The organism is Sodalis sp. RH21 (genome assembly GCF_047324175.1).
In the GTDB taxonomy this organism is placed as follows: domain Bacteria; phylum Pseudomonadota; class Gammaproteobacteria; order Enterobacterales; family Enterobacteriaceae; genus Acerihabitans.
The window spans coordinates 5,486,849-5,513,728 of record NZ_CP178732.1; the positions used below are offsets into that span (position 1 = coordinate 5,486,849).

The 26,880-nt window shown below is 56.9% G+C and carries 27 protein-coding genes; 7 read left to right on the forward strand and 20 right to left on the reverse strand.

What is annotated here, in order from left to right:
- Positions 1 to 123 precede the first annotated feature (123 nt).
- On the reverse strand, positions 124 to 786 hold the full coding sequence (locus ACL2XP_RS25340; protein WP_413736190.1) for a hypothetical protein: 663 nt from the start codon (positions 784 to 786) through the stop codon (positions 124 to 126).
- Between the two features lie 353 nt (positions 787 to 1,139).
- On the opposite strand from ACL2XP_RS25340, the gene ACL2XP_RS25345 reads away from it, so the two are divergent.
- Complete coding sequence (locus tag ACL2XP_RS25345) at positions 1,140 to 1,967, forward strand: dienelactone hydrolase family protein (RefSeq protein WP_413736191.1); 828 nt, start codon at positions 1,140 to 1,142, stop codon at positions 1,965 to 1,967.
- A gap of 12 nt (positions 1,968 to 1,979) precedes the next feature.
- Here ACL2XP_RS25345 and metE read toward each other — a convergent pair whose 3' ends face one another.
- Positions 1,980 to 4,256: a 5-methyltetrahydropteroyltriglutamate--homocysteine S-methyltransferase gene (metE, locus tag ACL2XP_RS25350; protein ID WP_413736192.1), complete on the reverse strand. Its 2,277-nt coding sequence runs from the start codon at positions 4,254 to 4,256 to the stop codon at positions 1,980 to 1,982.
- A gap of 102 nt (positions 4,257 to 4,358) precedes the next feature.
- Here metE and metR point away from each other — a divergent pair, with 102 nt between their 5' ends.
- Positions 4,359 to 5,294, forward strand: a complete 936-nt coding sequence (gene metR / locus ACL2XP_RS25355; RefSeq protein ID WP_413736193.1) for an HTH-type transcriptional regulator MetR — start codon at positions 4,359 to 4,361, stop codon at positions 5,292 to 5,294.
- Here the strand turns inward: metR and ACL2XP_RS25360 are convergent.
- Together ACL2XP_RS25360 and ggt are read right to left on the reverse strand one after the other, a co-directional pair.
- The gene (locus ACL2XP_RS25360) at positions 5,200 to 6,099 is read right to left on the reverse strand and encodes a carboxylate/amino acid/amine transporter (RefSeq protein WP_413736194.1); all 900 of its coding nucleotides are present in this window, start codon (positions 6,097 to 6,099) and stop codon (positions 5,200 to 5,202) included. The genes metR and ACL2XP_RS25360 overlap by 95 nt on opposite strands.
- A gap of 198 nt (positions 6,100 to 6,297) precedes the next feature.
- Positions 6,298 to 8,040, reverse strand: a complete 1,743-nt coding sequence (ggt, locus tag ACL2XP_RS25365; RefSeq protein ID WP_413736195.1) for a gamma-glutamyltransferase — start codon at positions 8,038 to 8,040, stop codon at positions 6,298 to 6,300.
- A gap of 163 nt (positions 8,041 to 8,203) precedes the next feature.
- Between ggt and ACL2XP_RS25370 the strand changes: the two genes are divergently transcribed.
- Positions 8,204 to 8,509, forward strand: a complete 306-nt coding sequence (locus ACL2XP_RS25370; RefSeq protein WP_413736196.1) for a DUF2756 domain-containing protein — start codon at positions 8,204 to 8,206, stop codon at positions 8,507 to 8,509.
- A gap of 59 nt (positions 8,510 to 8,568) precedes the next feature.
- On the opposite strand, the gene ugpQ is transcribed toward ACL2XP_RS25370, so the two are convergent.
- The 10 genes from ugpQ to ACL2XP_RS25420 form a co-directional block, all read right to left on the reverse strand.
- Positions 8,569 to 9,318: a glycerophosphodiester phosphodiesterase gene (ugpQ, locus tag ACL2XP_RS25375; protein ID WP_413736197.1), complete on the reverse strand. Its 750-nt coding sequence runs from the start codon at positions 9,316 to 9,318 to the stop codon at positions 8,569 to 8,571.
- A complete protein-coding gene (locus tag ACL2XP_RS25380; RefSeq protein ID WP_413736198.1) occupies positions 9,315 to 10,391 on the reverse strand; it encodes a sn-glycerol-3-phosphate import ATP-binding protein UgpC in 1,077 nt (358 codons plus the stop codon). The genes ugpQ and ACL2XP_RS25380 overlap by 4 nt, the downstream gene beginning before the upstream one ends.
- 6 nt (positions 10,392 to 10,397) lie before the next feature.
- The gene (gene ugpE / locus ACL2XP_RS25385) at positions 10,398 to 11,243 is read right to left on the reverse strand and encodes a sn-glycerol-3-phosphate ABC transporter permease UgpE (protein WP_413736199.1); all 846 of its coding nucleotides are present in this window, start codon (positions 11,241 to 11,243) and stop codon (positions 10,398 to 10,400) included.
- Complete coding sequence (ugpA, locus tag ACL2XP_RS25390; RefSeq protein ID WP_413736200.1) at positions 11,240 to 12,130, reverse strand: sn-glycerol-3-phosphate ABC transporter permease UgpA; 891 nt, start codon at positions 12,128 to 12,130, stop codon at positions 11,240 to 11,242. Before ugpA ends, ugpE begins: the two co-directional genes overlap by 4 nt.
- 68 nt (positions 12,131 to 12,198) lie before the next feature.
- Positions 12,199 to 13,518 (reverse strand): sn-glycerol-3-phosphate ABC transporter substrate-binding protein UgpB, encoded by a 1,320-nt coding sequence (ugpB, locus tag ACL2XP_RS25395; protein WP_413736201.1) that lies wholly within the window; start codon positions 13,516 to 13,518, stop codon positions 12,199 to 12,201.
- Positions 13,519 to 13,762: 244 nt separating this feature from the next.
- On the reverse strand, positions 13,763 to 14,464 hold the full coding sequence (gene livF, locus ACL2XP_RS25400) for a high-affinity branched-chain amino acid ABC transporter ATP-binding protein LivF (RefSeq protein ID WP_413736202.1): 702 nt from the start codon (positions 14,462 to 14,464) through the stop codon (positions 13,763 to 13,765).
- A gap of 17 nt (positions 14,465 to 14,481) precedes the next feature.
- Positions 14,482 to 15,261 (reverse strand): high-affinity branched-chain amino acid ABC transporter ATP-binding protein LivG, encoded by a 780-nt coding sequence (gene livG, locus ACL2XP_RS25405; protein ID WP_413736203.1) that lies wholly within the window; start codon positions 15,259 to 15,261, stop codon positions 14,482 to 14,484.
- Positions 15,258 to 16,529 (reverse strand): high-affinity branched-chain amino acid ABC transporter permease LivM, encoded by a 1,272-nt coding sequence (locus ACL2XP_RS25410; RefSeq protein ID WP_413736204.1) that lies wholly within the window; start codon positions 16,527 to 16,529, stop codon positions 15,258 to 15,260. Before ACL2XP_RS25410 ends, livG begins: the two co-directional genes overlap by 4 nt.
- Complete coding sequence (gene livH, locus ACL2XP_RS25415) at positions 16,526 to 17,452, reverse strand: high-affinity branched-chain amino acid ABC transporter permease LivH (protein WP_413739293.1); 927 nt, start codon at positions 17,450 to 17,452, stop codon at positions 16,526 to 16,528. Before livH ends, ACL2XP_RS25410 begins: the two co-directional genes overlap by 4 nt.
- 82 nt (positions 17,453 to 17,534) lie before the next feature.
- Positions 17,535 to 18,644: a branched-chain amino acid ABC transporter substrate-binding protein gene (locus ACL2XP_RS25420; protein WP_413736205.1), complete on the reverse strand. Its 1,110-nt coding sequence runs from the start codon at positions 18,642 to 18,644 to the stop codon at positions 17,535 to 17,537.
- Positions 18,645 to 19,046: 402 nt separating this feature from the next.
- On the opposite strand from ACL2XP_RS25420, the gene panM reads away from it, so the two are divergent.
- Positions 19,047 to 19,448, forward strand: a complete 402-nt coding sequence (gene panM, locus ACL2XP_RS25425; RefSeq protein ID WP_413736206.1) for an aspartate 1-decarboxylase autocleavage activator PanM — start codon at positions 19,047 to 19,049, stop codon at positions 19,446 to 19,448.
- A gap of 57 nt (positions 19,449 to 19,505) precedes the next feature.
- Here the strand turns inward: panM and ACL2XP_RS25430 are convergent, their stop codons facing one another.
- The 5 genes from ACL2XP_RS25430 to ftsY form a co-directional block, all read right to left on the reverse strand.
- Positions 19,506 to 20,066: a hypothetical protein gene (locus ACL2XP_RS25430; RefSeq protein ID WP_413736207.1), complete on the reverse strand. Its 561-nt coding sequence runs from the start codon at positions 20,064 to 20,066 to the stop codon at positions 19,506 to 19,508.
- 304 nt (positions 20,067 to 20,370) lie between these two features.
- Entirely contained in the window at positions 20,371 to 21,228 is an 858-nt protein-coding gene (gene rpoH / locus ACL2XP_RS25435; RefSeq protein ID WP_413736208.1) for an RNA polymerase sigma factor RpoH, read from the reverse strand.
- A gap of 233 nt (positions 21,229 to 21,461) precedes the next feature.
- Positions 21,462 to 22,451, reverse strand: a complete 990-nt coding sequence (gene ftsX, locus ACL2XP_RS25440; RefSeq protein WP_413736209.1) for a permease-like cell division protein FtsX — start codon at positions 22,449 to 22,451, stop codon at positions 21,462 to 21,464.
- Positions 22,441 to 23,109: a cell division ATP-binding protein FtsE gene (gene ftsE, locus ACL2XP_RS25445; protein ID WP_413736210.1), complete on the reverse strand. Its 669-nt coding sequence runs from the start codon at positions 23,107 to 23,109 to the stop codon at positions 22,441 to 22,443. The genes ftsX and ftsE overlap by 11 nt, the downstream gene beginning before the upstream one ends.
- A gap of 47 nt (positions 23,110 to 23,156) precedes the next feature.
- Positions 23,157 to 24,584, reverse strand: coding sequence for a signal recognition particle-docking protein FtsY (gene ftsY / locus ACL2XP_RS25450; RefSeq protein ID WP_413736211.1), 1,428 nt, complete (start codon positions 24,582 to 24,584; stop codon positions 23,157 to 23,159).
- 227 nt (positions 24,585 to 24,811) lie between these two features.
- On the opposite strand from ftsY, the gene rsmD reads away from it, so the two are divergent.
- Both rsmD and ACL2XP_RS25460 read left to right on the forward strand, forming a co-directional pair.
- Positions 24,812 to 25,417 (forward strand): 16S rRNA (guanine(966)-N(2))-methyltransferase, encoded by a 606-nt coding sequence (gene rsmD / locus ACL2XP_RS25455; protein ID WP_413736212.1) that lies wholly within the window; start codon positions 24,812 to 24,814, stop codon positions 25,415 to 25,417.
- Positions 25,407 to 25,694, forward strand: a complete 288-nt coding sequence (locus tag ACL2XP_RS25460) for a DUF1145 family protein (protein WP_413736213.1) — start codon at positions 25,407 to 25,409, stop codon at positions 25,692 to 25,694. Before rsmD ends, ACL2XP_RS25460 begins: the two co-directional genes overlap by 11 nt.
- An 18-nt stretch (positions 25,695 to 25,712) precedes the next feature.
- Here the strand turns inward: ACL2XP_RS25460 and ACL2XP_RS25465 are convergent, their stop codons facing one another.
- Positions 25,713 to 26,033 carry a DUF1820 family protein gene (locus ACL2XP_RS25465; RefSeq protein ID WP_413736214.1) on the reverse strand — a complete coding sequence of 107 codons (321 nt, stop codon included), beginning with the start codon at positions 26,031 to 26,033 and terminating at the stop codon, positions 25,713 to 25,715.
- A gap of 218 nt (positions 26,034 to 26,251) precedes the next feature.
- On the opposite strand from ACL2XP_RS25465, the gene ACL2XP_RS25470 reads away from it, so the two are divergent.
- Positions 26,252 to 26,878: a lysoplasmalogenase gene (locus ACL2XP_RS25470; RefSeq protein WP_413736215.1), complete on the forward strand. Its 627-nt coding sequence runs from the start codon at positions 26,252 to 26,254 to the stop codon at positions 26,876 to 26,878.
- Positions 26,879 to 26,880: the final 2 nt, after the last annotated feature.

The following is a 26,880-nucleotide window of genomic DNA, read 5'->3' on the forward strand; positions in this document are numbered from 1 at the left end:
AAAATAACCCATAATTATCTTTCTATTTATTTTCATTAGCTTAGATACATAATCGCACCACAGGAAAGCCATATCCTTTCCCGTGGCAGGCGCTTTCAGCATGCTGACGCTGCATTCGGGGCACTAATGCCTCGTGGGCAAGAGGTTAAACAATGCGGCCAGTTTGCTGAATAACGGTTTAAGCGGCAGAGCTATTTTATCGGCAAATAGCGTGCGCGCCGCGGCGGTAGCCTCAGCCAGCTGCCTGCCCAGGGCGCGATAGGAGACTTTGATGTGATTTAATAGGCTGTTGATACTGCCCTTAAATGCGGTAAACATATCGGCGGTCGTTTTTACTCCTTTGAAAAACTGCGGGATTTTCTGGTTTCGAGTTCCGCTGATGTCACAAATGTCGATGGCGACCTGCGCTATCAGGCTGACCGTGGCCCCTGGTTTTTGCGGGTCCGTCACCGCCCGGATGTACTCCGGTATATGGCTGGCATTAATCTCATATAGCAGATTAGCCAGCCGCGGCTGGGGACGGCCGCGCAAATTAGCGCCGCACTGCCATCTTGAATAGGCTGATGAAATCCCTTTATCCGGAATATCAACCAGAAAAAAACCGATGCGCGCGGCTACACCGGCAATATTTCTGACCGACTTCAATAAAGGAATAAATTTAATAAATCCCGTCCTCATACATAATTCTTCCCCCGCAGCCGCCACTTTCGCCAGCGATAAAAATAGCTGGGAGCACATCTTCGATTTATTTTTAACCGATTGCAATCCTGACGCAAAATGACTCATTACGCCAGGCCTCCCGGCCGCATAAACGACGCTATCCGTCGGCCATGGGCGAGTAGTTTGGCCAGATAGAGTGAGAACATCATTCATAGTGATTCAATCCTATTTAAGATTACCGATAAGGTATTTTTCCCGCTAGCCTGACAGGCTTTTTATTTATCTTTACAGTAACCAACTTGTATATTGAATACTTTTAAAAAAAGCCCTTTTAGGATTGAGCGGGATATTTATCGCATTTTTTATTGCCGCCCGCTTGCCTTTATCCTGCCGATACCGCCGGTAAAGGACATAGCGCGTTATCCGCCGTGTCTTATACTCATAGCTGCGGTGTTTTTCATGAGAAAAAAGGTAACCCTATGAACGCTGACGACTCGATTGCTTTGCCAAAAAATCCTACCGGTTTTGCCGCGGCGGCCGGTACGCCGTCCCCTACCGCTATCCGGACCGATGATAGCGGCCTGGTCGCGGGACAAACCACCATCCCCACCCAGGGCGAGCAGATGCCGGCTTATCTTGCACGGCCAGCCGCGCAAAGCGACCATTTGCCGATAATATTGGTGATTCAGGAGATTTTTGGCGTGCACGAGCATATTCGCGATCTGTGCCGCCGTCTGGCGAAACAGGGGTATTTGGCCATTGCTCCCGAGCTGTATTTCCGCCAGGGAGATCCGACCCGGTACGATGATATCCCGACATTATTTAGTCAGCTGGTGAGCAAAGTGCCTGATTCACAGGTATTGGCGGATCTGGATCATACCGCGCACTGGGCGGCGCGACATGGCGGCGACAGCCGGCGTCTGGGGTTGACGGGATTTTGCTGGGGAGGACGTATCGCCTGGTTATATGCGGCGCATAATCCGCAGCTTAAGGCGGCGGTGGCGTGGTATGGCAAACTGGTGGGGGACAAGACGCTGCTAAACCCCAAGCATCCGGTGGATGTCACGGCGGCGCTTGCCGCTCCGGTATTAGGTTTGTACGGCGCCCAGGATACCGGGATTACCGCGGAACATATCGATGCCATGCGCCAGGCGTTAGGCACGGCCAAGGCCGACGCGGATATTATTGTCTATCCGGACGCCGGCCATGCGTTTAATGCCGATTATCGCCCCAGCTACCATGCCGCGTCGGCCGTCGATGGCTGGCAGCGCATGCTGGCATGGTTTGATAAATATGGCGTGAAGTAAGGGCTGCGCGTTTTACCGGGCTTCCGCGCGCAGCCGTTTCGCCGCGTTGACCATATTCGCCAGGGATTGGCGGGTTTCGGGCCAGCCGCGGGTTTTAAGGCCGCAATCCGGATTCACCCACAGGCGTTCCACCGGAATACTTTCAGCGGCCTTGCGCAGCAACGCCACAATCCACTCTTCGCTTGGCACGTTAGGGGAATGGATGTCATAAACCCCTGGCCCCATGCCGTTGGGATAATCGAATTGCTTGAATGTCTCCAGCAATTCCATATCCGAACGGGATGTTTCGATAGTGATTACGTCCGCATCCAGCGCCGCTATGGAATCCATAATGTCGTTGAATTCGCAATAACACATGTGGGTATGGATTTGGGTATCGTCCCGGGCCACCGCGGCATTCAGCCGGAAGGCTTCAACCGCCCACTCCAGATAGGCCGGCCATTCGGACTGGCGCAGCGGCAATCCTTCCCTTAATGCCGGTTCGTCAATTTGGATAATCCCGATACCCGCCTGCTCCAGGTCGGCGACTTCGTCACGCAGCGCCAGGGCGATCTGCCGGGCAATGGTTTTGCGGCTGACGTCTTCGCGCGGGAACGACCAGCATAAAATGGTCACCGGACCGGTCAGCATGCCTTTTACCGGTTTGTCGGTCAGGGATTGGGCGAATTTCGCCCATTCAACGGTAATAGCTTCCGGACGGCTGATATCGCCGATAATGATCGGCGGTTTGACGCAGCGCGAACCATAGCTTTGCACCCAGCCGTTTTGCGTAAAGACGAACCCATCCAGGTTTTCGCCGAAGTACTCCACCATATCGTTACGTTCGGCTTCACCGTGCACCAGCACATCCAGATCCAGCCGTTCCTGCTCGGCAATGGCCTGCTTGATATGCTCGCCGATACTAGTGCGGTAATGGGGGGTATCCAGTCTGCCTTGCTTGAAGTCCAGGCGCAGGCTGCGGATTTCCGTAGTTTGCGGGAATGAACCTATGGTGGTGGTCGGCCAGGCCGGCAAGTTGAAACGCTGGGCCTGGATGGCGGCGCGCTGCGCATAAGGCTGGCGGCGCTGGCTGTCCTGGGCGGTGATTTTCGCCAGGCGCGCGTTAACCTGCGGATTGTTAACCCGGCTGGAATGGCGGCGAGCAAGGATCGGCGCGCTGTAATCGGCCAACCGCTGCACTTGGGCCGCATCAGGATTGTCCAGCGCGGCGCGCAGCAGTCCCAGTTCGGCGCATTTTTGCAGCGCAAAGGCGAACCAGCCTTTGGCTTCATCATCCAGGCGGGTTTCGGTACTTAAATCAATGGGGCTGTGCAGCAGGGAACAGGAGGTCGCTATCCATAACGGCCGCTGGCCCGCCAGGGGTTTGATGCGTTCAAAAGCGGCGCCGAGGTCGGCACGCCAGACATTGCGGCCGTTAATCACGCCAAGGGACAGCAGCCAGTCCGCCGGCAGTTGCCGGTGCAGGTCGGCGACATCATCTTTACCCGCCACCAGATCCACATGCAAGCCTTGTACCGGCAGCGCGCGAATCGCCTCCAGATGATGGCCGATGCTGTCAAAATAGGTGGTGAGCAATAATTTCACCGGCCCGTTCAGCGCCTGATAAGCGGTTTGGTATGCATCCAGCCAGGCCCGCGGTAGCTCCAATACCAGCGCCGGTTCGTCGATTTGTACCCATTCGACGCCGCGCCGCGCCAACTCGGCCAGGATCTGCCGATATACCGGCAGCAGGGCGGGCAGCAGCGAAAGCCGGTCAAAAGCTTCGCCTTTGACTTTGCCGAGCCACAGGTAAGTCAGCGGCCCTAAAATAACCGGTTTGACGTTATGGCCCAGCGCCAGGGCCTCGTCGACCTCGTCGAGTAACTGGGTCCAGCCCAGGCGGAAAGTCTGCCCCTGGGTAAATTCAGGGACCATATAATGATAGTTGGTATTAAACCATTTGGTCATTTCGGCGGCGGCGGCGGGTTCACCGCTCGGCGCCCGGCCGCGGCCGATGCGAAACAGGGTATCGAGATCGGCGGGCTGGTCGCCGAGACGATGGCGCGCCGGAATGTTATCCAGCATCATGCTGGTGGTCAGGACATGATCGTACCAGGCAAAATCGCCCACCGGCAGCACGTCTACGCCAGCATCTTTTTGCTGTTGCCAGTGGCGGGCGCGTAATTCGCGGCCCACCGCCAATAACGCCTGCCGCGAGGATTTTCCTGCCCAATAGCTTTCCTGCGCTTTTTTCAGCTCACGATGCAGCCCGACCCGCGGAAAACCCAGTGTGTGACTTTGTATTGCCATAACCTTCCCTCATTTGGACGTCCAGATGTTTACACATCCATAATCACCATGTACTGTATTATCCACAAGCGCAAATTATTCACATCCAGGTGAAAGACCCTCATGATCGAACTCAAACATCTGCGGACCCTGCAGGCCCTGCGCAACAGCGGTTCGCTGGCGGCCGCATCGGCCCAACTGCACCAGACGCAGTCCGCGCTGTCGCATCAGTTCAGCGATCTGGAGCAGCGGCTGGGCTTTCGGCTGTTTGTGCGCAAAAGCCAGCCGCTGCGCTTTACGCCCCAAGGGGAAATTTTATTGCAGCTGGCCGAGCAAATCCTGCCGCAGGTGCAACAGGCGCTGCAAAACTGCCTGGAACCACAGCAGACCACGCTGCGGCTGGCCATTGAGTGCCATAGCTGCATTCAGTGGCTGACGCCGGCGCTCACCGAATTTCGCGAACTGTGGCCGCAGGTGATGGTGGATTTTCGCTCGGGGGTAACCTTCGACCCGCAGCCGGCCCTGCAACAAGGCGAACTGGATCTGGTGCTGACCTCGGATATTTTGCCGCGCAGCGGGTTGTTCTATACGCCGATGTTTGATTACGAGGTGCGCCTGGTGCTGGCGCCGGATCACCCGCTGGCGGGCAAAGAAGAAATCGCGCCCGAAGATTTAAGCGAGGAAGTGCTGATGATTTATCCGGTGCAGCGCCAGCGCATGGATATCTGGCGGCATTTCCTGCAACCGGCCGGCGTCAGCCCGGTGCTGAAAAGCGTGGACAATACCCTGCTGCTGATCCAGATGGTCTCGGCCCGCATGGGCATCGCGGCGTTGCCCCATTGGGTAGTGGAAAGTTTTGAGCGCCAAGGGCTGATCGTGACCAAAACGCTGGGCAGCGGGCTATGGAGCCGGCTGTATGCCGCTTCCAGGGACGGGGAGCAGCGCCAGCCGGTGATTGAAGCCTTTATTCGTTCGTCCCGTCAACACGCGTGCGCGCATTTGCCGTATGTGCGGGACGCGCAACGATCCACCGCCGGTGCACCCACAGCGAAGCCGTGATCACCAGCGCGCCGATAATAAAGCTCGGCCAGTGCGGGCGTTGCTGCCAAATGGCGAAATTGACCAATAACCCCGCGGGAACATGGAAATTATTCATAATCCCAAGCGTGCCGGCATCCACCTGGGTAGCGCCGTAGTTCCACATAAAATATCCCAGCGCGGACGCGCCGAGACCCAGCCAGACCAATACCCCCCATTGCAGCGAAGTGGTAGGCAATTGCTGCGCGTTGCCAAACAATCCCCAGCCTATCAGCGCCACGATAAAGGACCCGAGGTAAAACCAGGAGAAGGCCGTATGCTGCGGCATGGGATACACTTCCATCAACCGCTTATAGCCCACCTGGCCCAGCGCGAAGACCAGATTGGCCGCCTGCACCAACAGCAGGCCGTGCCAGAAATGTTCGCTGACGCCGTCGTAGCGGATGATCGCCGCGCCGGCCACCGCCAGCAGCGCGCTCAGCACATAACCCCAGCGCAGCCGCCGGCGCCGCAATACATCGTAGACCAGCGTGACGTACAGCGGCGTCATCACGGTAAACAGCAAAAATTCCGGTACCGATAAATAGAGATACGCCCGATAGCTGATCATATACATGATGCCCAGCTGGCAAGCCCCCACCGCCATATATAATAACAACGGCTTCGCCCGGTATCCCCGCCAGCGCAGGAACGGCAAAAAGACCAGCGCCGCCAGGGTGAGCCGCACCAGCACCGAGAACCAGCTATCGACCTGGCCGGCCAGATATTCGCCGATCAGGCTAAACGAGAATGCCCATAAAATGGTGGTAATGATAAGCAGCGGCACGGCGGTAAGTCCCAGCGGAATAAAACGCTATTCTAACGGATGACCGTGGGGAGTTTTCGGTAAAAGAGGTTTACAGGTGCTTATTAACTGAACGGTCGCCGGTAAAATTGGTTTACGCGAACCGGCGCGGACAACCTAAGCGGCTTCCGGCCATACTGCCGGCGCCGTGGGACAGGGGTCTTGCGATCGCGGCCGACGTCAGAACCCGGCGGTCAGATCGCCGATAGTACGGGGATCGGACGCGCCGTTAAAACCGCCGTCGGGCATGATCATAATGCTTTGCGTGCTGCCCATCACCGGCTTGAGCGCGACATGCTGCCCTTTTTCGCCCAACAGCCTCAGGGTATCCGGGCTAAAGCCCTTTTCCACCCGCAGCTCATCCGGCGTCCACTGCTGATGGAAGCGGGGCGCCGCGGTCGCATCCGCGATATTCATTTTAAAATCAATGGTATTGACCAGGATTTGCAGCACGGTGGTGATAATGCGGCTACCGCCGGGACTGCCGGTGACCAGCCAGGGTTTGCCGTCTTTCACCACGATGGTCGGCGACATGGACGACAGCGGCCGTTTGCCGGCCTGGACGGCATTGGCATCGCCCCCCACCAGCCCGTACATATTCGGCACCCCCGGTTTGGCGGAGAAATCGTCCATTTCATTGTTGAGCAAGATACCGCTATTGCCCGCCATGATGCCGCTGCCGAAATAGGTATTAAGGGTATAGGTTACCGCCACCACGTTGCCTTGCCCATCGGCAATGGAGTAGTGGGTGGTTTGATCGCTTTCGTAAGGCTGGAGTTGCCCCGGTTTGATGCTGTCGGACGGATTGGCGCGGTTGAGATCGATACGCTGCGCCAGGGTTTTGGCGTAGGCCTTGCTGGTCAGGGCATTGACCGGCACTTTGACGAAATCCGGATCGCCAAGGTATTCCGAGCGATCGGCATAAGCGAACTTCATGGCTTCCGCCATGGCCTGGATGGCATCCGCGCTGCCGGCCCCCAGCTTCGCCAAATCAAAATTCTCTAAAATATTCAGGATTTGGATAATATGAATCCCGCCCGAAGAGGGCGGCGGCATGGAATAAATTTGATACCCCCGGTAATCGCCCACCACCGGCTGGCGCTCCACGGCCCGGTAAGCGGCCAGATCCGCTTTATCGATCAGGCCGCCGTCCCGGCGCATTTCCAGCGCGATCTGATCGGCGATTTCGCCCTGGTAAAACGCCGCGGGCCCCTGGTCGGCGATCAGCTGCAGGCTGTGGGCCAGCTGCGGCTGCGCCAGTTTTTGCCCCTGGGCATAGGGCTGGCCGTCGGCGTTGAAAAACACCGCCTTGCTGTTGGGATGATTGATTAGCGCTTCTTTGCCGTAGCTGGCCAAATCATCGGCCAGGGCCTTATTAACGATAAAGCCCTCTTTGGCCAGCGTTATCGCCGGCCGCATTACCCGTTGCAGCGGCAGGGAACCATAACGATCCAGCGCCAGCGACAGCCCCGCCACCGTACCCGGCGTACCGGACGCCAGCGGGCTGGTCAGGGAGCGTTGGCTGTCGGCGTTGCCGTCCGCGCCGATAAACATATCCCGGGTGGCGCCGGCCGGGGCCATTTCGCGAAAATCAATCGCCGCCGTCTTGCCGTCATGGGTGCGGATCAGCATGAAGCCGCCGCCGCCCAGATTACCGGCCTGGGGATGGGTCACTGCCAGCGCGTATCCCACCGCCACCGCGGCATCTATCGCATTGCCCCCGGCGCGCAGGATATCCACGCCGACCGCCGTTGCCGTCGCGTCCACGGTGGATACCATGCCCTGGCGGGCTTCAACCGGGTGCTGAATATCATTTTCCACGCCGTAAGCGAGCGGCGCCGCGCCGGTTGAGGCGGCCGTGAACGCCAGCAGCAGCAGCGAGAAAGACAGGCAAACCAGACAGCGGGGGAATGATGGACGCATGATGATTCTTCCTGACCGGTGATTAACTTAATATGTTATTAACAAAAATAGCAGGAGTTCATCTTTTAATCATGGGGTCCCGCGCGCAAATAAGCACGGTATCACCCTGCGCGGCGGGCCGTTAACGGTTAAAATAAAAGAAGGGTCCACCCAGGAGGTGCCAATGAACGCCTATACATGGTTAATACTCCCGGCCGCGCTGGTGGCTTTTACCGCATCCGCGGCGGTAAAACCGGTGACGCCGTCCACGCCCGCCGGGCGTGAGCAACCGTTCCAGCAAAGCCAGGCGCAGCTACAGCTGCGCCAGCAAATGCAAATCAATTCCCAGCAGCAGCAAACCCGCTTGCAGCTCCAGCAGGAAGCCCAGCGCGATCGGCAACGCAGCCAATTGCAGTCACAGCTCAATAACGATCGGCAGCGGGCGCAGCAAAACGCCCCGTTGCGCAATAACCAGCAGCAAAACCCGTAAGCCGGCGGACGCCGGTTTACGGGGCTAATGCGCTGGGTTAATGAACTATGGCCGGCAGCTTAGCTGTCGGCAAAATCCGCGCCAATCAGGTCTATCCGGTCGGTGCACAGCGAGTCAACGCCCCAGCTCAGCAAGGCGCGTCCCCGGTAAGGACTGTTGACGGTATAAGCCAGGATATGCAAACCGGCGTCGGTGATGGCGCCCACCCGTTCTTCGGTTAAAACTTCATGATTCAGATGCAGCGCGCTGCACTCCAGGCTTTGCGCCAGCGTTAGCCAGTTTTCATCCCATTCGTCGAGCAGCAGTCCGCGCGGCAACTGCGGGGCGGCTTGCAGCGCGGCGGCCAGCGCATCAATGGAAAACGAGGATAATAGCGGCGGGACGCCCTGCCCTTGCCACAGCCGGCCGGCGGCCAGCGCCACGGCCCGGCCGGTTCCGGTCTCGGTGCCGGCGGTGGGCTTAATCTCGATATTCACCGCCAGGCCATGCTGCGCGCAGCGCGCCGCCACATCCTCCAGCAGCGGCAGGGTCTCGCCGCGAAACGACGCGTTAAACCACTCGCCGGCGTCAAGCTGCGCCAGGGCGTCCCAATTAAGATCGCCGGCGATGCCGCGGCCGTTGCTGGTACGTTCGAGGGTGTCGTCGTGCAGTAAAAAAATTTGCCCGTCGGCGGATAATTTCGCATCGATTTCAATCATTTTATGCCCATGCCGCGCGCCGGTATCAATGGCGGCCAGGGTATTTTCGGGGGCCAGCGAGCCGCCGCCGCGATGGGCGACGATGGTTGGATAAGGCCAAGCTATAGTCATAATTCCACCCGGGATCCGCTTGCGGGATCAAAAAAGTGCCATGCCTGGGCAGGACAGTGTAAATAAAGTACCGTACCAATAGCGGGCCGGTCATCATGGGAGAGTCGTACCACCATATCCCGATCGCCCCAGCGCCCATGCGCCAGGTTATCCGCGCCAAGCTGCTCCAGCGTAACGATCTCCAGGCCGATACCGCCGGTCGGGGAGGCAGACAGACCAATATGCTCCGGACGGATGCCCGCGGTCAACTCGCGGCCGCGCCATTGCGCGCCGCCGGCGGGCAATGCTATCTCCGGGCCGTCCGTCGCCTGAAAGCGGCCGCCGTCTTCGCTGACCCGGCCCGGCAGCAAATTCATCGCCGGCGACCCCATGAACCCGGCGACAAACAGCGACGCCGGACGGCGATAAATATCCGTCGGGGTACCGATTTGCTCCACCCGCCCTTTATTCATCACAATCACCCGCTCCGCCAGCGTCATCGCTTCCACCTGATCGTGGGTGACATACAGGCTGGTGGTACGCAGGCGGCGGTGCAGCTGTTGCAATTCCAGGCGCATCTGGGTGCGTAATTTCGCATCCAGGTTGGACAGCGGCTCATCAAATAAAAACACCGCCGGTTCCCGTACCAGCGCCCGGCCCATGGCCACGCGCTGGCGCTGGCCGCCGGACAGCTCGCGGGGTTTGCGGGTTAATAATTCCTGCAACTCCAGGATTTGCGCCACGTTATCCACCAGCCGGCGGATATGCTGCTTGCCGAACCCGCGGATTTTCAGGCCGTAAGCCATATTGTCATACACGCTCATATGCGGATAGAGCGCATAATTCTGAAATACCATCGCAATGCCGCGATCTTTGGGTTCGAGGTCGGTCACCCGCTCGCCGTCGATATAAATATCGCCGCTGCTGACGCTCTCCAGGCCTGCGACCATGCGCAGTAGCGTGGATTTTCCGCAGCCGGAAGGCCCCACCAGCACGATAAATTCCCCGTCCGCCACGTCCAGGTTCAGCGGGGCGATCACCGGCGTTTTGCCGTCATAGGACTTTTGCACCGCTTGTAAAATCAAACTTGCCATAAATAATTATTTCTCACTGTCGACCAGGCCGCGCACGAACCAACGCTGCATCAGCAATACGATTGTCATCGGCGGGATCATGGTCAGCAGCATGGCCGCCATCACATAATTCCACTGCGTGGTGCCGTCACCGCTGGCGATCATGCTTCTGATCCCCGCGACCGCGGTGCCCATGGAGCTGTCGCTGATAATAAGAATCGGCCATAGATACTGATTCCAGCCGTAGATAAAAATGATCACGAACAGCGCCGCCAGATTGGTTTTTGACAGCGGCAGCAAAATATCCCAGAAAAACCTGAACGGACCGGCGCCATCGATACGCGCCGCCTCCAGCAATTCATGGGGGACGGTCATAAAAAACTGCCGGAACAAAAACGTGGCGGTGGCCGAGGCCATCAGCGGCAACGTAAGGCCGGTATAGCTGTCCAGCATATGTAAATTGGCAATCACATCCACCGTAGGAAAAATACGCACCTCCACCGGCAGCATCAGGGTCATGAAAATCATCCAGAAAAACAGATTACGCAGCGGAAAGCGGAAGTAGACGATGGCATAGGCGGATAACATCGACACGCTGATTTTGCCGATGGTGATGCTCAGGGCCATCACCAGGCTGTTAAATAGCAAACGGCTGAACGGCACCGCCTGGCTGCCGACCCCCTGCTGCCAAACGTGGCTGACGTTTTGCCACAGATGGCTGCCCGGGATCAGGCTAAGCGGCACCTGGAATACCTGCCGGTTATCCAGCGTGGCCGCCACCACCGCGATATACAGCGGCAGTAAAATAACGGCGACGCCCAAGATCAGCATGAGATGGCTGAAAATATCCAGTCCGCGACGGTTCTCGATCATTGATAACGCACCTTACGCTCGACAAAGCGAAACTGAATAACGGTCAGAATGATCACCATAACCATCAGCACCACGGACTGCGCCGCCGAGCTGGAAAGATCGAGTCCGGAAAAACCTTCGCGGTAAATCTTGTAGATAAGCGTGGTCGTGGCCTGCACCGGCCCGCCGGCGGTGGCCGCGTCAATCACCGGGAAGGTATCGAAAAAGGCATACACCAAATTGATTACCAGCAGGAAAAAACTCACCGGGGTTATCAGCGGCAGGGTGAGATTAAAAAAGCGCCGCACCGGCCCGGCCCCGTCAATGGCCGCGGCTTCCACCAACGAGCGCGGGATGGACTGCAGCGCGGCCAGAAAGAATAAAAAATTGTAGCTTACCTGCTGCCATACCGAGATCAGCACCACCAGGAACATGGCCTGTCCGCTGTTTTGCGCGTGATTCCAGTGATAACCGAGATGATTGAGCAGATAACTGATAAGCCCCAGGCCGGGACTGAATAGAAACATCCACAGCACCGCCGCCACCGCAGGGGCCACCGCATAGGGCAGCAACAGCAAGGTCTGATAAACCCGTTTACCACGCAGCACATGATCCACCAGCGCGGCCAGGAACAGCGAAACCAGCAAGCCGATACCGGTCACCAGGCCGCTGAAGATCAGCGTGGTATACAACGAATCCAGGTAATAGTCGTCCTGGGTCAGCGTGACAAAATTTTCCAAACCGACAAACGTATTGGAAATACCAAACGGGTCGACCCGCTGCACCGAATACCACAGCGCGGTCGCGGCCGGCCAAATAAAAAAAATCGCGGTAATCACCAACTGCGGCAGCACCAACAAATAGGGCAGCCAGCGGTGAGTGAAGCCGCGATGGGGAGCAGTAGCCATAAACAAGTCACCCTAAAGGCGGCCCCGGCCACCGGCATAGCGGCGGCGGGGGGCCGGGGAGCCGGATCTTAACGTAGCGATTGCTCAAACCGGCGTAATAGCTGATTGCCGCGTTTGACCGCGTTATCCAGCGCTTCCTGCGGCGTCGCTTTGCCCGTCCATACGCGTTCCAGCTCTTCGTCGACCACGATGCGGATTTGCTGCATATTGCCCAGGCGCATCCCCTTGGTGAACGGCAACGGCGGTTTATTCAGCATCTGGCGGGTAGCGATATCGGAACCGGGGTTTTTATCGTAAAAACCCTGGGAACGGGTGAGCTCATAGGCGGCGGTGGTAATGGGCAGATAACCGGTTTTCTGATGCCACTCGGCGGCATACTCAGGTTTGGCCAGGAACTGCAGGAACTGCGCCACTCCTTTATAGGTCGCCTCGTCCTTGCCGTTCATCACCCACAAACTGGCGCCGCCGATAATGGCGTTCTGCGGCGCGTTTTTGACATCGGCGTCATAAGGCATCATGCCCACGCCGAAATTAAATTTGGCGTACTGGCGGATGGAGGCCAGCGAACCGGACGACGCGGTGGTGATGCCGCATGAGCCGTTATAAAACTTCTCGGTAGACTCATCTTTACGGCCGAAATAGCTGAAATCGCCCTTCTTGTTCATATCCTCCAGCAATTGGATATGTTTAACCTGCAGCGGTTTATTAAACACCAGCTCGGCGTCATTACCGGCAAAACCATTGTCTTTGGTGGCCACCGGCAAACCGTGCCAGGCGCTGAAATTCTCAATCTGAATCCAGCCCTGCCAACCGCTGGCATATCCGCACTGCATGCCGCTGGCGCGCAGCTTCGCGGCCGCCTCGGCCAGTTCCTGCCAGGTCTGGGGGGGTTGATCCGGATTCAGACCGGCTTTTTTGAAGGCGTCTTTATTGTAATACAGCACCGGCGTGGAGCTGTTAAAAGGCTGGGAGAGCAGATGGCCGGTTTTGCTGTCGCTATAATAACCCGACACCGTCGGTACAAACGCCGACTCGTCGTTTTTGATACCGGCCTGCTCAAACACCTGATACACCGGCTTAAACGCCTTGCTGGCCATCATGGTGGCGGTGCCCACTTCATACACCTGTAGGATCGCCGGGGCGTTGCCGGTACGGTAAGCGGCGATACCCGCGGTCAGGCCCTGCTCGTAATTGCCCTTATACACCGGTACGATACGATAATCCGGCTGCGATTGATTAAACCGCGTCGCCAGTGATTCCACCTCGGTGCCCAACTCCCCTTCCATGGAATGCCAAAAGGGAATATCGGTAACCGCCTGGGCACTGGTGCTTATAGCCAATGTCAACGCCACGCTTAACGTGGCGATACGAATAGAGTGCTTCAACATGCCGGGCTCCTGAATGCCAAAAAAGTTCATCGGCCTGTAACATGACATGTTGAAATGACAGAAAAATAACAAGCTTATGACAGCCCGGTGACAATACCAGAACCCGCGGCAGGCCGGTTGAAGGGAGAGCTTGCCGTAGGGGCCGAAGCGGCCATGGTTTTCCTGGCCGCCAGAGCGCCCCTCGGCATGCTAGGCCCGCAATCACCGCACCCGCGGCAAGCCGGTTGAAGGGAGCGCCCGCTCCCTACCCCCCCAAATACGCGCTGCGCACCGCCTCATTGGCCAGCAACGCCTCACCGGTATCCTCCAGCACGATACGCCCGTTCTCCAGCACATAGCCCCGATCGGCCAGCTTGAGCGCCTGATTGGCATTCTGCTCCACCAGGAAAATAGTCATCCCCTCCCGGCGCAACTGCTCGATGGTATCGAAAATCTGCTGGATAATAATCGGCGCCAGCCCCAGGGAAGGCTCGTCCAGCAACAACAACCGCGGCTGGCTCATCAGCGCCCGCCCGATGGCCAGCATCTGCTGCTCTCCGCCGGACATGGTGCCCGCACGCTGCACGCGGCGCTCATATAACCGCGGGAACAGCTCAAATACCCGCTTGAGCCGCTGCTGATACTGCTGGCGCTCGGCGAAAAAACCGCCCATCGCCAGATTCTCCTCCACCGTCATGCGCGAAAACACCCGGCGTCCTTCGGGCACAATGGCAATGGTCGCCCGCATAATCCGCGCCGTCGGCCAATCGGTAATCTCGTTACCGTCAAACACAATCGTCCCTTCGGACGCGCGCGGATCGCCGCACAGCGTACCGAGCAACGTCGTTTTGCCCGCGCCGTTGGCGCCGATAAGCGTCACGATTTCACCCTGCTCGATATGCAGGCTCACCTGGCGCAACGCCTGGATTTTGCCGTAATGGGCCGACACCTGGTTTAATGACAACATAACCGTACCCTTACTCATCAGGCCTCTCCCAAATAGGCCCGAATCACATCCGGGTTACTACGGATTTCGGCAGGCGTGCCGTTAGCCAGGGGCATGCCCTGATTCACTACATAAATACGATCGGAAATACCCATCACCAGCTTCATATCATGTTCAATCAGTAATACCGACACCTTATGCTGCGCGCGCAACTCCGCAATCAAATGATTCAATTCGGCGGTTTCATTGGGATTAAGGCCGGCGGCCGGCTCATCGAGCATTAACAACGACGGACGCGTCACCATGCAGCGGGCTATCTCCAGGCGCCGCTGCTGCCCATACGCCAAATTACCCGCCTGGCGATTGGCCAGCTCCAGCAAACCCACGCGCTCAAGCCACGTGCCGGCGTAATCCTGCGCATCGGCTTCGGCCTGGCGGAAGGCCCTGGTTTTCAGCAAACCGGCGAATACGCCGCTTTTAAGATGCTGATGCTGCGCCACCAGTAAATTTTCGATCACCGTCATCTCGCGAAACAAGCGCACGTGCTGGAAGGTGCGCACCACCCCCATCCGGGCGATCTTCTGTCCCGGCAGGCCTTCCAGATGCCGATCGCGCAGCATAACGGTGCCGCTGGTGGGGCGGTAAAAACCGGTCAGGCAGTTAAATACCGTGGTTTTACCGGCGCCGTTGGGACCAATCAGGGACACGATTTCACCGGAAAACAAATCCAGCTCCACCTGATTGACCGCCAGCAGGCCGCCGAAACGCATCGACAAACCTTTAACGGATAACAATGGCTGCAAAGCGGAAGTCGTCATGCCTGCGCTCCTTTGCCGGTCTTCATTTTCATTTGCGGACGCTTCATCGGCAACAGCCCCTGCGGCCGCCAGATCATCATCAAGACCATCAGCGCGCCCAGCAACAGCATGCTGTATTGGTTCAGGTCACGCATCAATTCCCGGGACACCACCAGCAGGATAGCCGCCAGGATCACCGCGAACTGCGATCCCATGCCGCCCAATACCACGATGGCCAACACAAAGGCGGACTCCACGAACGTAAAGGATTCCGGACTGACAAACCCTTGGCGGGCGGCGAACAGCGTGCCGGCAAACCCGGCGAACGCCGCGCTGATGGTAAAAGCGGTCAATTTGATCCGGGTGGGGCTAAGACCCAGCGAACGACAGGCGATTTCGTCTTCACGCAGCGCTTCCCAGGCCCGTCCCAGGGGCATGCGCAGCAGGCGATTGATCACGAACAGCGTCAGGATCACCAGCAGCAGCGCCACCATATACAGGAAGATAATGCGATCGCTGGGATCGTATGTCAGGCCGAAAAAGTGATGGAAAGTGTCCCAGCCGCCGTCACGGGCGCTGCGGTTAAACTCCAGTCCGAAAAAAGTCGGTTTCGGAATCTGGCTGATGCCGTTCGGTCCGCCGGTCAGTTCGGTATTATTCAACAGCAAAATGCGCACGATTTCCCCGAACCCGAGGGTGACAATCGCCAGATAATCCCCGCGCAACCGCAGAACCGGGAAACCCAGCAGCAGGCCGAAACCCGCGGCGACCACGCCGGCGATCGGCAGGCTTTCCCAGAATCCCAGCCCATAATAGTGATTGAGCAGCGCATAGGTATAGGCGCCGATGGCATAAAAACCGCCATACCCCAGCACCAGCAGCCCGGACAGCCCCACCACCACGTTCAACCCCAGCCCCAGCATCACGTAGATAAGCGTCAGGGTGGCGATATCCACCGTGCCGCGCGATACCAGAAACGGCCAGGCGATGGCGGCCAGAATCATCACCAGCGCCAGCCATTTCTGGCGCGGCGTGGAGCCGTCGAAACTCGGCAGCACCCAGGACGGACCGCTGATTTTTTTCAGGCTCTGCTGGAATAACGGCCGCAGCAGCTGAAAGAAAAAGACTACCGCGCAGCCGGCGCCGATCCAGTACCAGCGCACTTCACCGGCGCCGTGCACCACCAGGCGGGTGCCCTCCAGGCTCAGGCGCATGCCCATCATAAAGCCGGCCAGCACCAGCAGCATAAACGCGCACAGCAGGGCGTTTAACAAATGGCTGATTTTCATACCTTCTCAACCTCCGGACGACCCAGAATCCCGGTAGGCAGCACCAGCAGCACCACGATCAACAGGGCAAACGACACCACGTCTTTATATTCGCTGCTCAGATAGGCCGAGGTCAGCGCCTCCGCCACGCCCAGGATTAACCCGCCCAGCATCGCGCCGGGGATACTGCCGATGCCGCCCAGAACCGCGGCGGTAAAAGCCTTCATGCCCGCCATAAAACCGATATAGGGATTGATGACCCCGTAAAATTGCCCCAGCAGCACGCCGGCCACCGCCGCCATCGCCGCGCCGATCACAAATGTCAGCGAGATAACCCGATCGGTGCTGATGCCCAGCAGGCTGGCCATTTTTAAATCCTCCGCGCAGGCGCGGCAGGCGCGTCCCATGCGGGAATAACGGATAAACAGCGTCAACGCCAGCATGGCGACAAAGGTCACGGCCCAGATGGTGAACTGCATGGTGCTGATACTGGTCACAAAACCGTTGGCCTGGCCCAATACCCACTGGCCGCTGGCCAGGCTCGGCAACGCCAGATCCCGCGAGCCTTGCGTCAGGCTGACGTAGTTTTGCAGGAAGATGGACATGCCGATGGCGGAAATCAGGGCAATCAGGCGCTTGGAGGAGCGTACCGGTTTGTAGGCCACCCGTTCAATGCTCCAGCCGTACGCGCTGGCAATCACGATGGCCGCGATAAATCCGGCGCCGATCAATAACCAGCCGGCATCGATACCCATCATCATCAGGGCGGCGATAACGATAAAGGAGACATAACTGCCGATCATATAGACCTCGCCGTGGGCGAAGTTGATCATGCCGATAATGCCGTAAACCATGGTGTAGCCAATGGCGATCAATGCATAGGTGCTGCCCAACGTCAGGCCGTTGAACAACTGCTGCATAAAATAAAGGAACTGCTCGGACATACCTTGAACCTTCATAGTCGCTTCCGGTGACCGGACGGTTACCGGAAGCGGCGATATTTTTATACCCGGGAGGGACGGCAGATTACTTAATCGGTGTGGAAGTACCGTCTGCGTGCCATGTGAATACGCCGAACTCGAATCCTTTCAGATCGCCTTTCTCATCCCAGCTTAATGGACCCATTACGGTATCCACGGTTTTGGACTTCAGATCCTTGACGATATCAGCCGGCTCCATGCCCGCGCTGTCCATGCCTTTGGCCAATGCCTGTACCGCCGCATAGGTGGTCCAAACGAACGGCCCGGTGGGGTCCAGTTTCTTCTCTTTCAGGGCGGCCACGATCGGCTGGTTGGACGGCACCTGGTCATAGCGTTTCGGCAGGGTAACCAGCATGCCTTCGGAAGCCGCGCCGGCGATGTTCGACAACGAAGAGTTGCCCACGCCTTCCGGGCCCATAAATTTAGTATCCAGGCCGGCCTGCCTGGCCTGGCGCAAAATTTGCCCCATTTCCGGGTAATAACCGCCGAAGTAAACAAAGTCGACGTTTTCTTTCTTCAGGCGCGCCACCAGCGTGGAGAAATCTTTATCACCCGCGGTGATACCTTCAAACAACACGACGTTGCCGCCGTTTTTCTTCAGGCTGTCCTGTACGGAGCGCGCCAAGCCTTCCCCATATTGTTGTTTATCATGCACCACGGCAATACGCTGGGGTTTAACCACGTCCAGGATATATTTTGCGGCGGTCGGCCCCTGATCGGAGTCCAGGCCAGTGGTACGCATGATCATTTTGTAGCCCCGGGTGGTCAGATCGGCATTGGTCGCCGCCGGGGTGATCATGATGATCCCTTCGTCTTCATAAATATCGGAAGCCGGCTGGGTCGATGAGGAGCAAAGATGGCCAATCACATAGCGGATACCGTCGTTGATGACTTTATTGGCTACCGCGACCGCTTGTTTGGGATCGCAGGCATCATCATATTCGACGCCGACCAGCTTGTTGCCTTTTACTCCGCCCTTGGCATTGATATCGGCAATGGCCTGGCGCGCCCCGGTAAATTCCATGTCGCCGTATTGGGCAACCGGACCGGACATGGCGCCCACCACGGCGACTTTGATGTCTTGCGCCCAGACAGAATGGCTCATCGCCATGGCCATACAGCCGGCCAGCAAAGCGTTACCTTTGTTGAATTTCATCCACTGTTCTCCGTTTTTGTTGTGTTTGCCGCCTGTGTTTATCACCGGCTTTTTGCTGCTATTTAGTATTTTTATTATAAGTAATAATGCGTTACCCTCTAGGAACGAGAGATTATATAATAAACTATTATTTTTCATATTATTAAACAGAAATATTATGCTGTAAATCAACTTATAGTTTCAGAAATAACCTACATCAACAGCACAAAATAATGGTATTATTATCGGTAATTTCATCATCTGCTAGCGTGTCGTGCTGGCTTATGGTATTCAGATAGATCATTTCGCCAGAAATGAGATGCGCGGCAATCGTTTTTACGACGTTTACCGCCGCAAGATTTACACGATCTTTTGTCAACAAATTCGCTACATTATTTTTTTACGTTTTAAGTGATTACACGCATGAAATTGACTATAGAACAGCTATCCCGTTTTACACAGCAGGATGCCATTGATTTGGCTAAGATTTGGCCTGCTACCGACATCAACGCGCTTGAAACCAGGCTGTCCGACTCCTTTGCGATATTCGCCGCCAGGTTCAACGACCGCTTATTGGGCGCGGTGCAAGTGATTGTCGATAATGAGTGGAACGAGGGCCGCCTGGTGGCGCCGCTGGTGCGCGAAGTGACCCGCCGCCGGGGCGTGGGCCTTTACCTTATCAATGAAGCGCAGCGCCTGCTGCCGGAAATCAATCACTGGTGGCTGAGCAATACCCAACCGTTAGGGGACATGGACGTTATGGACAAATTTATGACCGCCTGCGGGTTCTGCCGGGCGGCGGACGGCTGGCATAAAAAGCGCTGATCGAATCCTAATGGCGTGCGCCTGCGATACGTTGCGGCCGTGGGAGCTTTGCCGTCATTAATACGGGCGGCTACCCGGCTTGCGGTCCGTTATATAATCCAGCCGATCCAGACCCGCAAAGGATGGTCCTTTAACAGCGCGTAAATCCAGGGGTTCGGTTTGTGGGTCCAGCGCATAATTGGCGGCCCGATCGCCAATGCGCGACGGCGCCGTATCAGGCTTGATTTGGGCGGGACAAGATAAAACAGAATCTTGCCGGGGATATTTATTATCCATGCCGACCTTAATCATCCCGCTTGGCGTCAAGGTATGAATTACCGTCGCATAACCAGGGGGAATATTTAGCGTCCCCGGCTTATTATATTGTTCGCTGGCGGCGATTTGCGGCTGTGCGATCGTTTCGGTGGCGGGACCGGCGAATAAGGGGTAACTTCGGGGCGCAATTCCCTGGGCTCCCTGGGCGCGCGCCGGCGGCCGGTGATTACTGACGGTTAGCAACCGGGTTAATATCGGATTGGTGCATATAAGCGGCTGGCCATAGGAGGGTTGCGCCCGATGCGCAAGCCAGCGGTAGGTTGATTCCGGCATAGAATCTTGATGGGTAATCGCATGATCCATTATTTTCTCCCTGAAAATGGTTATACTGACGGAATAAATAAAATACCAGGGGAACTTATATAAATAATAATATTGTCCATTGTCACCGCTGTTAATAGCGCTAAATGTTGATATGGATTATTATAATATTAAAGCACGCTGGCAGGACCATAAATTAGCATTATGAATTTATAGCGTAAAGCGGTTGTTGTATTCTTTTAATTATATTCTAAATAACCCGCATTAAATATAATCAGTCCTTCTATAATATCAAAACAGCCGGTTATATACCGGCTGTTTTGATATGGCAACATAAAAAAACGGCTTAGGCTTCTATCGCCAGACGCATTTTTTTCATGGCATTTTTTTCCAGCTGGCGAACGCGCTCTGCTGAAACACCGTATTTATCGGCCAATTCCTGCAACGTGCACTTATTGTCGTCATCCAACCAGCGGGCGCGAATAATATGCTGGCTGCGTTCGTCAAGGCCTTCCAGCGCTACGCTGAGCTTGTCCGCCGCATGATCGTCCCAGTTGTCCTCTTCGATGCCGTCGGCGAAATCGGAAGACTTATCCTGCAGATAGAGCATGGGAGCCATGGCCTGCCCATCGCGGGTTTCGTCTTCCGGCGTCGGGTCAAAGGTCATATCCTGCGCCGCCATGCGTGATTCCATTTCGCGCACGTCTTTACTGGTTACGCCTAGGCTTTTCGCGACCATCTCCACTTCGTCCTGGTTAAACCAGCCCAGGCGCTTCTTGCTCTTACGCAAGTTAAAGAACAGTTTGCGCTGCGCCTTGGTGGTGGCGACCTTGACGATGCGCCAGTTACGCAGCACGTATTCGTGGATTTCGGCTTTGATCCAGTGGACGGCGAACGATACCAGCCGCACCCCGACTTCCGGGTTGAAACGGCGAACCGCTTTCATCAGTCCGATATTGCCTTCCTGGATCAGGTCCGCCTGCGGCAGGCCGTAACCGGAGTAGTTACGCGCAATATGAACAACAAAGCGCAGGTGCGACAGGATCAGCCGCTTGGCCGCCTCCAAATCGCCCTGATAATGCAGTCGTTCAGCCAGTGATTGCTCTTCCTCCGCCGTCAGCATCGGATAGGCATTGGCTGCCCGAATGTAGGCTTCCAGGCTGCCTTGTGGAACCAGGGCCAAAGCTTGCATATCTTTGATCATTCATTTCCTCTCAAAAAAATCTCTGATACGTCGCTATCAATGACGGTGTATCAATGATGTGAAATCAATCGATTGGATCTATCAACTGCCCGCAGGCAGGTTATCCATAGGGCATACAGACATCAGATAGCCGATATTAAGACCAGTCAAGTGCATCTTAGTTCATAACTAAAAGCAACGTAGATCAGCTTGTGCGGTCGTAATATTCAATACATAAGTATAACAAAAAAACGTTACTGGGGTGTAAAGCGGCGTAAATGTTGTACCGTCGCCATCCAGGCCGCCACCCACCCTATCATGCCGGAGATCAGCAGCAGCAGTAGCGTTTCTTCCCAATCCAGGCCATGGAGCGTGAAGGACGTGCCGAACACCGCGGCGACCTTGGCCACCACCGACTCCAGCCGCCAGACCAGCGTCTCGGACAAAATGAGCGACAAAATAGCGCCGCCCAGGCCCAGCAGCGCGCCGCCGTTTAAGAACGGACGCAGGATAAACCCGTCGGTGGCGCCGAGCAGCTTCATCACGTTAATGGTGTCGCGGCGGCTGAAAATGCTCAGGCGGATGCTATTGCCGATCACCAGGAACACCGCAATAATCATCAGCAGCCCGATGGTGGCGGCCACTTGGCCCACCAGGCCGGTTAACGCCGCCAGCCGGGCGAACCAGCTGTCATCCATCCTGACTTCATCCACCCCTGGTTCCGCCGCGACCCGATCGCGCAGGGTCTTGAGGGTATCCGCGCTTTGAAAATCCAGCTTGGGAGTGATAATGGCCACCGCCGGCAAGGGGTTTTCTTCCAGCATATCCAGCGCGCCGCCAAAGCCGGACCAGTTGCGGAACTCGCCCATCGCCTCCTCGCGGGACAGATAGTTCACTTTTTCCACCCCGGGTTCCTGCTTGAGGCGATTTAGCACTTTCAGCGCCGCGTCGTCGTCCAGGGCTTTATCCAGGTAAATGGTCAACTGCGGCGTCGGATACCATTGCTCGGCGGCCTGGCTGACATTTTTCCATACCAGATAACATACGCTGGGCAACGTCAACGAAATGGCAATTACGGCAACGGTTAACAAAGTCGCCAGCGGTTGCCGGCGCAGATCCCCCAGCGCATCGTTCCAGGCATAGGACCACTGTTCGCGCCAGCCGCCGCGCAGCGCCTTGCTTTTGGTTTTGGCGGTGTTGACGCGATTGACGGTTTTTTTGGGTCGGTTCAGTTTATTCGCCATCGGCGCCCCCGGTTATTCTTCCCTGGCTGAGGGACATAATGCGATAGCGGCGCCGGGCGATCAGGCTGAGGTCGTGGGTGGCCATCAGCACGGTCACCCCGGCCCGGTTAAACTCCTCGAACAAGCGCAAAATTTCTTCGGATAACGCATCATCCAAATTTCCGGTCGGTTCGTCGGCCAGCAGCACCACCGGCTTGTTGACCACCGCCCGGGCAATGCCGACGCGCTGTTGTTCGCCGCCGGAGAGCTGAATAGGGAAATTACGCGCTTTATCCAGCAGACCGACCTTGTCCAGCGCCGCCGATACGCGGCGACGGATATCCTCGGTGCTGGCGCCGGCGATGATCAGCGGCATCGCCACATTATCGTAAACGGTGCGATCCAGCAGCAGGTGGTGATCCTGGAAGATCATGCCGATCTGGCGCCGCAGGAACGGTACCTCGCCGTTCTTCAGGCGGCTGATATCGTGACCGCCAAAAAATATATGACCCGCGCTAGGCCGTTCAATGCCACAAATCAGTTTCAGCAGGGTACTTTTCCCCGCCCCTGAATGGCCGGTCAGAAAAGCCATCTCAGCCGGACGAAGATGAAAATTCACACTTTGCAGTGCCTGTCGTCCGCCTAGATAGGCTTTGCTGACTTGTTCAAAGCGAATCATCCTTATTAATCCTCTCGGGCAACCCATTAATCTTCTGGTGCAACCAATTACTCTTCTTGAGAAAACAGCGCCTCTATGAAATCCCCGGCTTTAAACGGCCGTAAATCTTCGATCCCTTCGCCGACGCCGATATACCGGATGGGGATGGCGAACCGATCGGCCAGGGCGAAGATCACCCCGCCTTTGGCGGTACCGTCCAGTTTAGTCAGGGTAATGCCGGTCAGGGGCACGGTTTCATTAAATAATCTTGCCTGGCTGATGGCGTTCTGGCCGGTACTGGCATCAAGGGTCAGCATAACCTCATGGGGGGCGTCCGCGTCCAGTTTTTTCATGACCCGGACAATCTTCTTGAGCTCATCCATCAAATAACTCTTGTTTTGCAAACGCCCGGCGGTATCGGCGATTAATACATCAATGCCGCGAGCCTTCGCCGCCTGGATGGCATCGAAAATGACCGAGGCGGAATCCGCGCCGGTATGCTGCGCCACCACGGGGATCTGGTTGCGCTGTCCCCACACCTGCAATTGTTCGACCGCCGCCGCGCGAAAAGTATCCCCCGCCGCCAGCATGACGGTTTTTCCTTCCGCCTGGTACTGGCGCGCCAGTTTACCAATAGTGGTGGTTTTACCGACGCCGTTCACGCCGACCATCAAAATGACAAACGGCGTTTTGCCGCCCACGTCCAGCGGCTTATCGACTTTAGCGAGGATGGTGGCCATTTCCAGCTTGAGCTGGCCATAAAGCGCGTCCGCGTCTTTCAGATGCCGGCGATCGGCATGTTCCACCAGGCCGGCGATGATCTTGCGGGTGGTTTCCACGCCCACATCGGCAATCAGCAACTGCTCTTCCAATTGCTCGAACAAATCATCGTCTATCTTCTTACCGGTAAACAATCCGATAAATCCGGAACCCAGATTTTGTTTGGTTTTTACCAGTCCCCGCTTCAGGCGGGCGAAAAAGCCCTCACGGGCCGGGCGTTCCTGTTCGGTGGCCGTTATGGCCAAAGGCGCCGCGGCAGGGCTCGCGTCGGAGTCCGGTTCGCTGAGATCAAGAGCGCCGGCATCAAGGGCATCGGCGTCGAGAGCCGCATGAGTTTGCCGCGCCGGCGGCTGCATCCCGTCGGCGATATCGTCTTCAGGCACGGCATCCTGCGGGTCGGGGCGCACATCCTCGGCCAGGGTCAGCGCCGATTCGTCACGCCGGCCCGCCGGCGCATCTGCGCCGCCGGTAGCGGCGCTTTGCCGCGCCGCCACCTGCTCGGTGATGGCGACGATATCCCGGGCGGTATCGCTGGCGGCGTCATCAGCGGGCGTTGCGGTGCCCGGGTGCGGTTGCGCGGCGGCACCGTCCTGGATACTGGCTGCGGGGTCCTGGGCTGCGGGGTCCTGGCTGACCTCGTTTTCCTGCTCCTGGGCGTCATCCTGACGCTTAATGCCTAGCCAGGATAGGAAACCGCGTTTTTTCTCTTTTGCCATATGCGACTACACTCCTCGCCGAATAATCATGGCGGATGAATAACGTGACTGATAAACCTGATAGTTTACCACTTTCCCCGGCCCTCAACACGCGCGGCGTTGGCTTTTCCCGCATACCGGCCAACAACCCATAATTAATATTCCCCCCGGGCGGCCGCGCCGGTAGAATGGCGGTTCATCATCCCTGATTAAACGTTTTCACTGATTTGGCAAATAACAAAGCACCTATGGCGAAAAAAAACCCTCCGCGCCCCGCCGGGCAAATCCGGCTTATCGGCGGCCAATGGCGCGGACGCAAGCTGCCGGTGCCTGAGAGCCCGGGCCTGCGGCCGACCACCGATCGGGTAAGGGAAACGCTGTTTAACTGGCTGGCGCCGATGATTCAGGGCGCACGCTGTCTGGATTGTTTTGCCGGCAGCGGCGCGCTGGGTCTGGAAGCCTTATCCCGCCACGCGGCGGCCGCCACGCTGCTGGAGCAGGATCGGGCGGTAGCCGGCCAGCTTGAAAAAAACCTGCGCCTGCTCCAGGCGGCCAACGGCCAGGTTATCGCCACCGACAGCCTGCGCTGGCTGGCGCGGCCAGGCACGCCCTATGATTTGGTCTTTCTCGATCCCCCGTTTCGCAAAGGGTTGATCGATCAGACCGTGCAATTGCTGGAACAGTATAACTGGCTGGCGCCCGGCGCCTGGATCTATATTGAAACCGAAACGGAAAGCTCGCCGGTGTCCGTACCGGCACATTGGCGGCTGCACCGGGAAAAGGTGGCCGGCCAGGTGGCATACCGGCTGTTTATCCGCCATGGCACCCAACAGGAGCAGGACAATGTGGATTAATCTCGGCCGTTTATTGATGTTGATGATCTGGGGCTTTTTGGTATTTAACCTGGTTCAACCCTTTCCCAAGCCATTAAAATACTTTCTGGATATTGCCATGATATTTATGGCGGTCATGCACGGGTTACAGTTAATTTTGCTTAAAGCGACGCTTACCCGCGATGAACCTAAACTCAGCGCCGCGTTTCAGGGCAAGGTATTTTTATTCGGGGTCTTTGAAATGCTGGCCTGGCAAAAAAAACAGCGCGGACCAAAGCAGGTCCCGCGGGGAAAATAACCGCCACGGCGTCCCTGGTTAAGGTTTTTTGCCCGGCAGATAGGGGAAAGCCGTGACGTTATCGCCCAGATCCGAAATGCGCGCGCTGCCCTTTTCGGTAACCACATCAATACGAATCACCGCTTGCAGCGGGATATAACTGCGGGTGACGCCGTCAAATTCGGTTTTCAGCTTCTCTTCCGACGGGTCCACCAATACGGCGCTTTGGCTGTAAAACACAAACCCGCCGATTTCGATAAAACCGAACATGGGGCTTTGGTTCAGCTCGCGGACATAAAGCTGATAGTTCTTGCCATTATTGATAAATTGGATTCGATATAATGGCTGGTCGCTGCTCATAACCCGGCTATCCCCCACTTTTATGGGTAAATGTATTTTGCATGGAAAATTTCTGGCGCTAACATAACATGAAGTGCGCTAACAGCACATCTCCCTGGCTAAATCTTGGTTAAACGCTTGGCGATCCCCTACACTGTGCAGACAATCGCCTTATCCGCCCCTATTGTAGCAACCGATTTCACAGGGAACGCCACATCACCGCACATAAGGATAAAAAAATGCTCTGGTCATTTATCGCAGTCGTTTTTTCAGGATGGCTGTTCGTTGATGCCACTTATCGCGGTCCGAAATGGCAACGTTGGTTATTTAAACCGGTCACCTTGCTGCTGTTATTGGCCCTGGCCGCCCAGGCCCCGGTGTTAACCCCGGCCGGCTACCTGATTATTCTGGGACTGGTGGCCACCATGGTGGGCGATGCGTTATTGCTGCTGCGCGATGAACGCATGATGTATGTCATCGGCGCTTATTTCCTGTCCCACCTGCTCTATACCATCGGGTTCGCCAGCCAGATGACGTTCACCGTGTTCTGGCCGCTGCCCATCGCCCTGCTGATTATCGGCGCGGTGCTGATTGCCGTACTGTGGCCGCGTCTGGCGGAGCTGCGCTGGCCGATATGCACCTTTGTCGGCATGACGCTGCTGATGGTCTGGATTGCCGGGGAACAATACTTTGCGCGCAGCACCGATCATAGTTTTTCACTGCTGACCGGCACCTGCCTGCTGCTGCTGTCCACCATCTTGTGGTTAATCAGCCATTTCCGCTATCCGTTCAGCGCCGCCAAGGCGACGATCGCCGCCAGTTATTTTGCCGGCCATTTCCTGATTGTCCGCTCGTTGTATTTCTGATA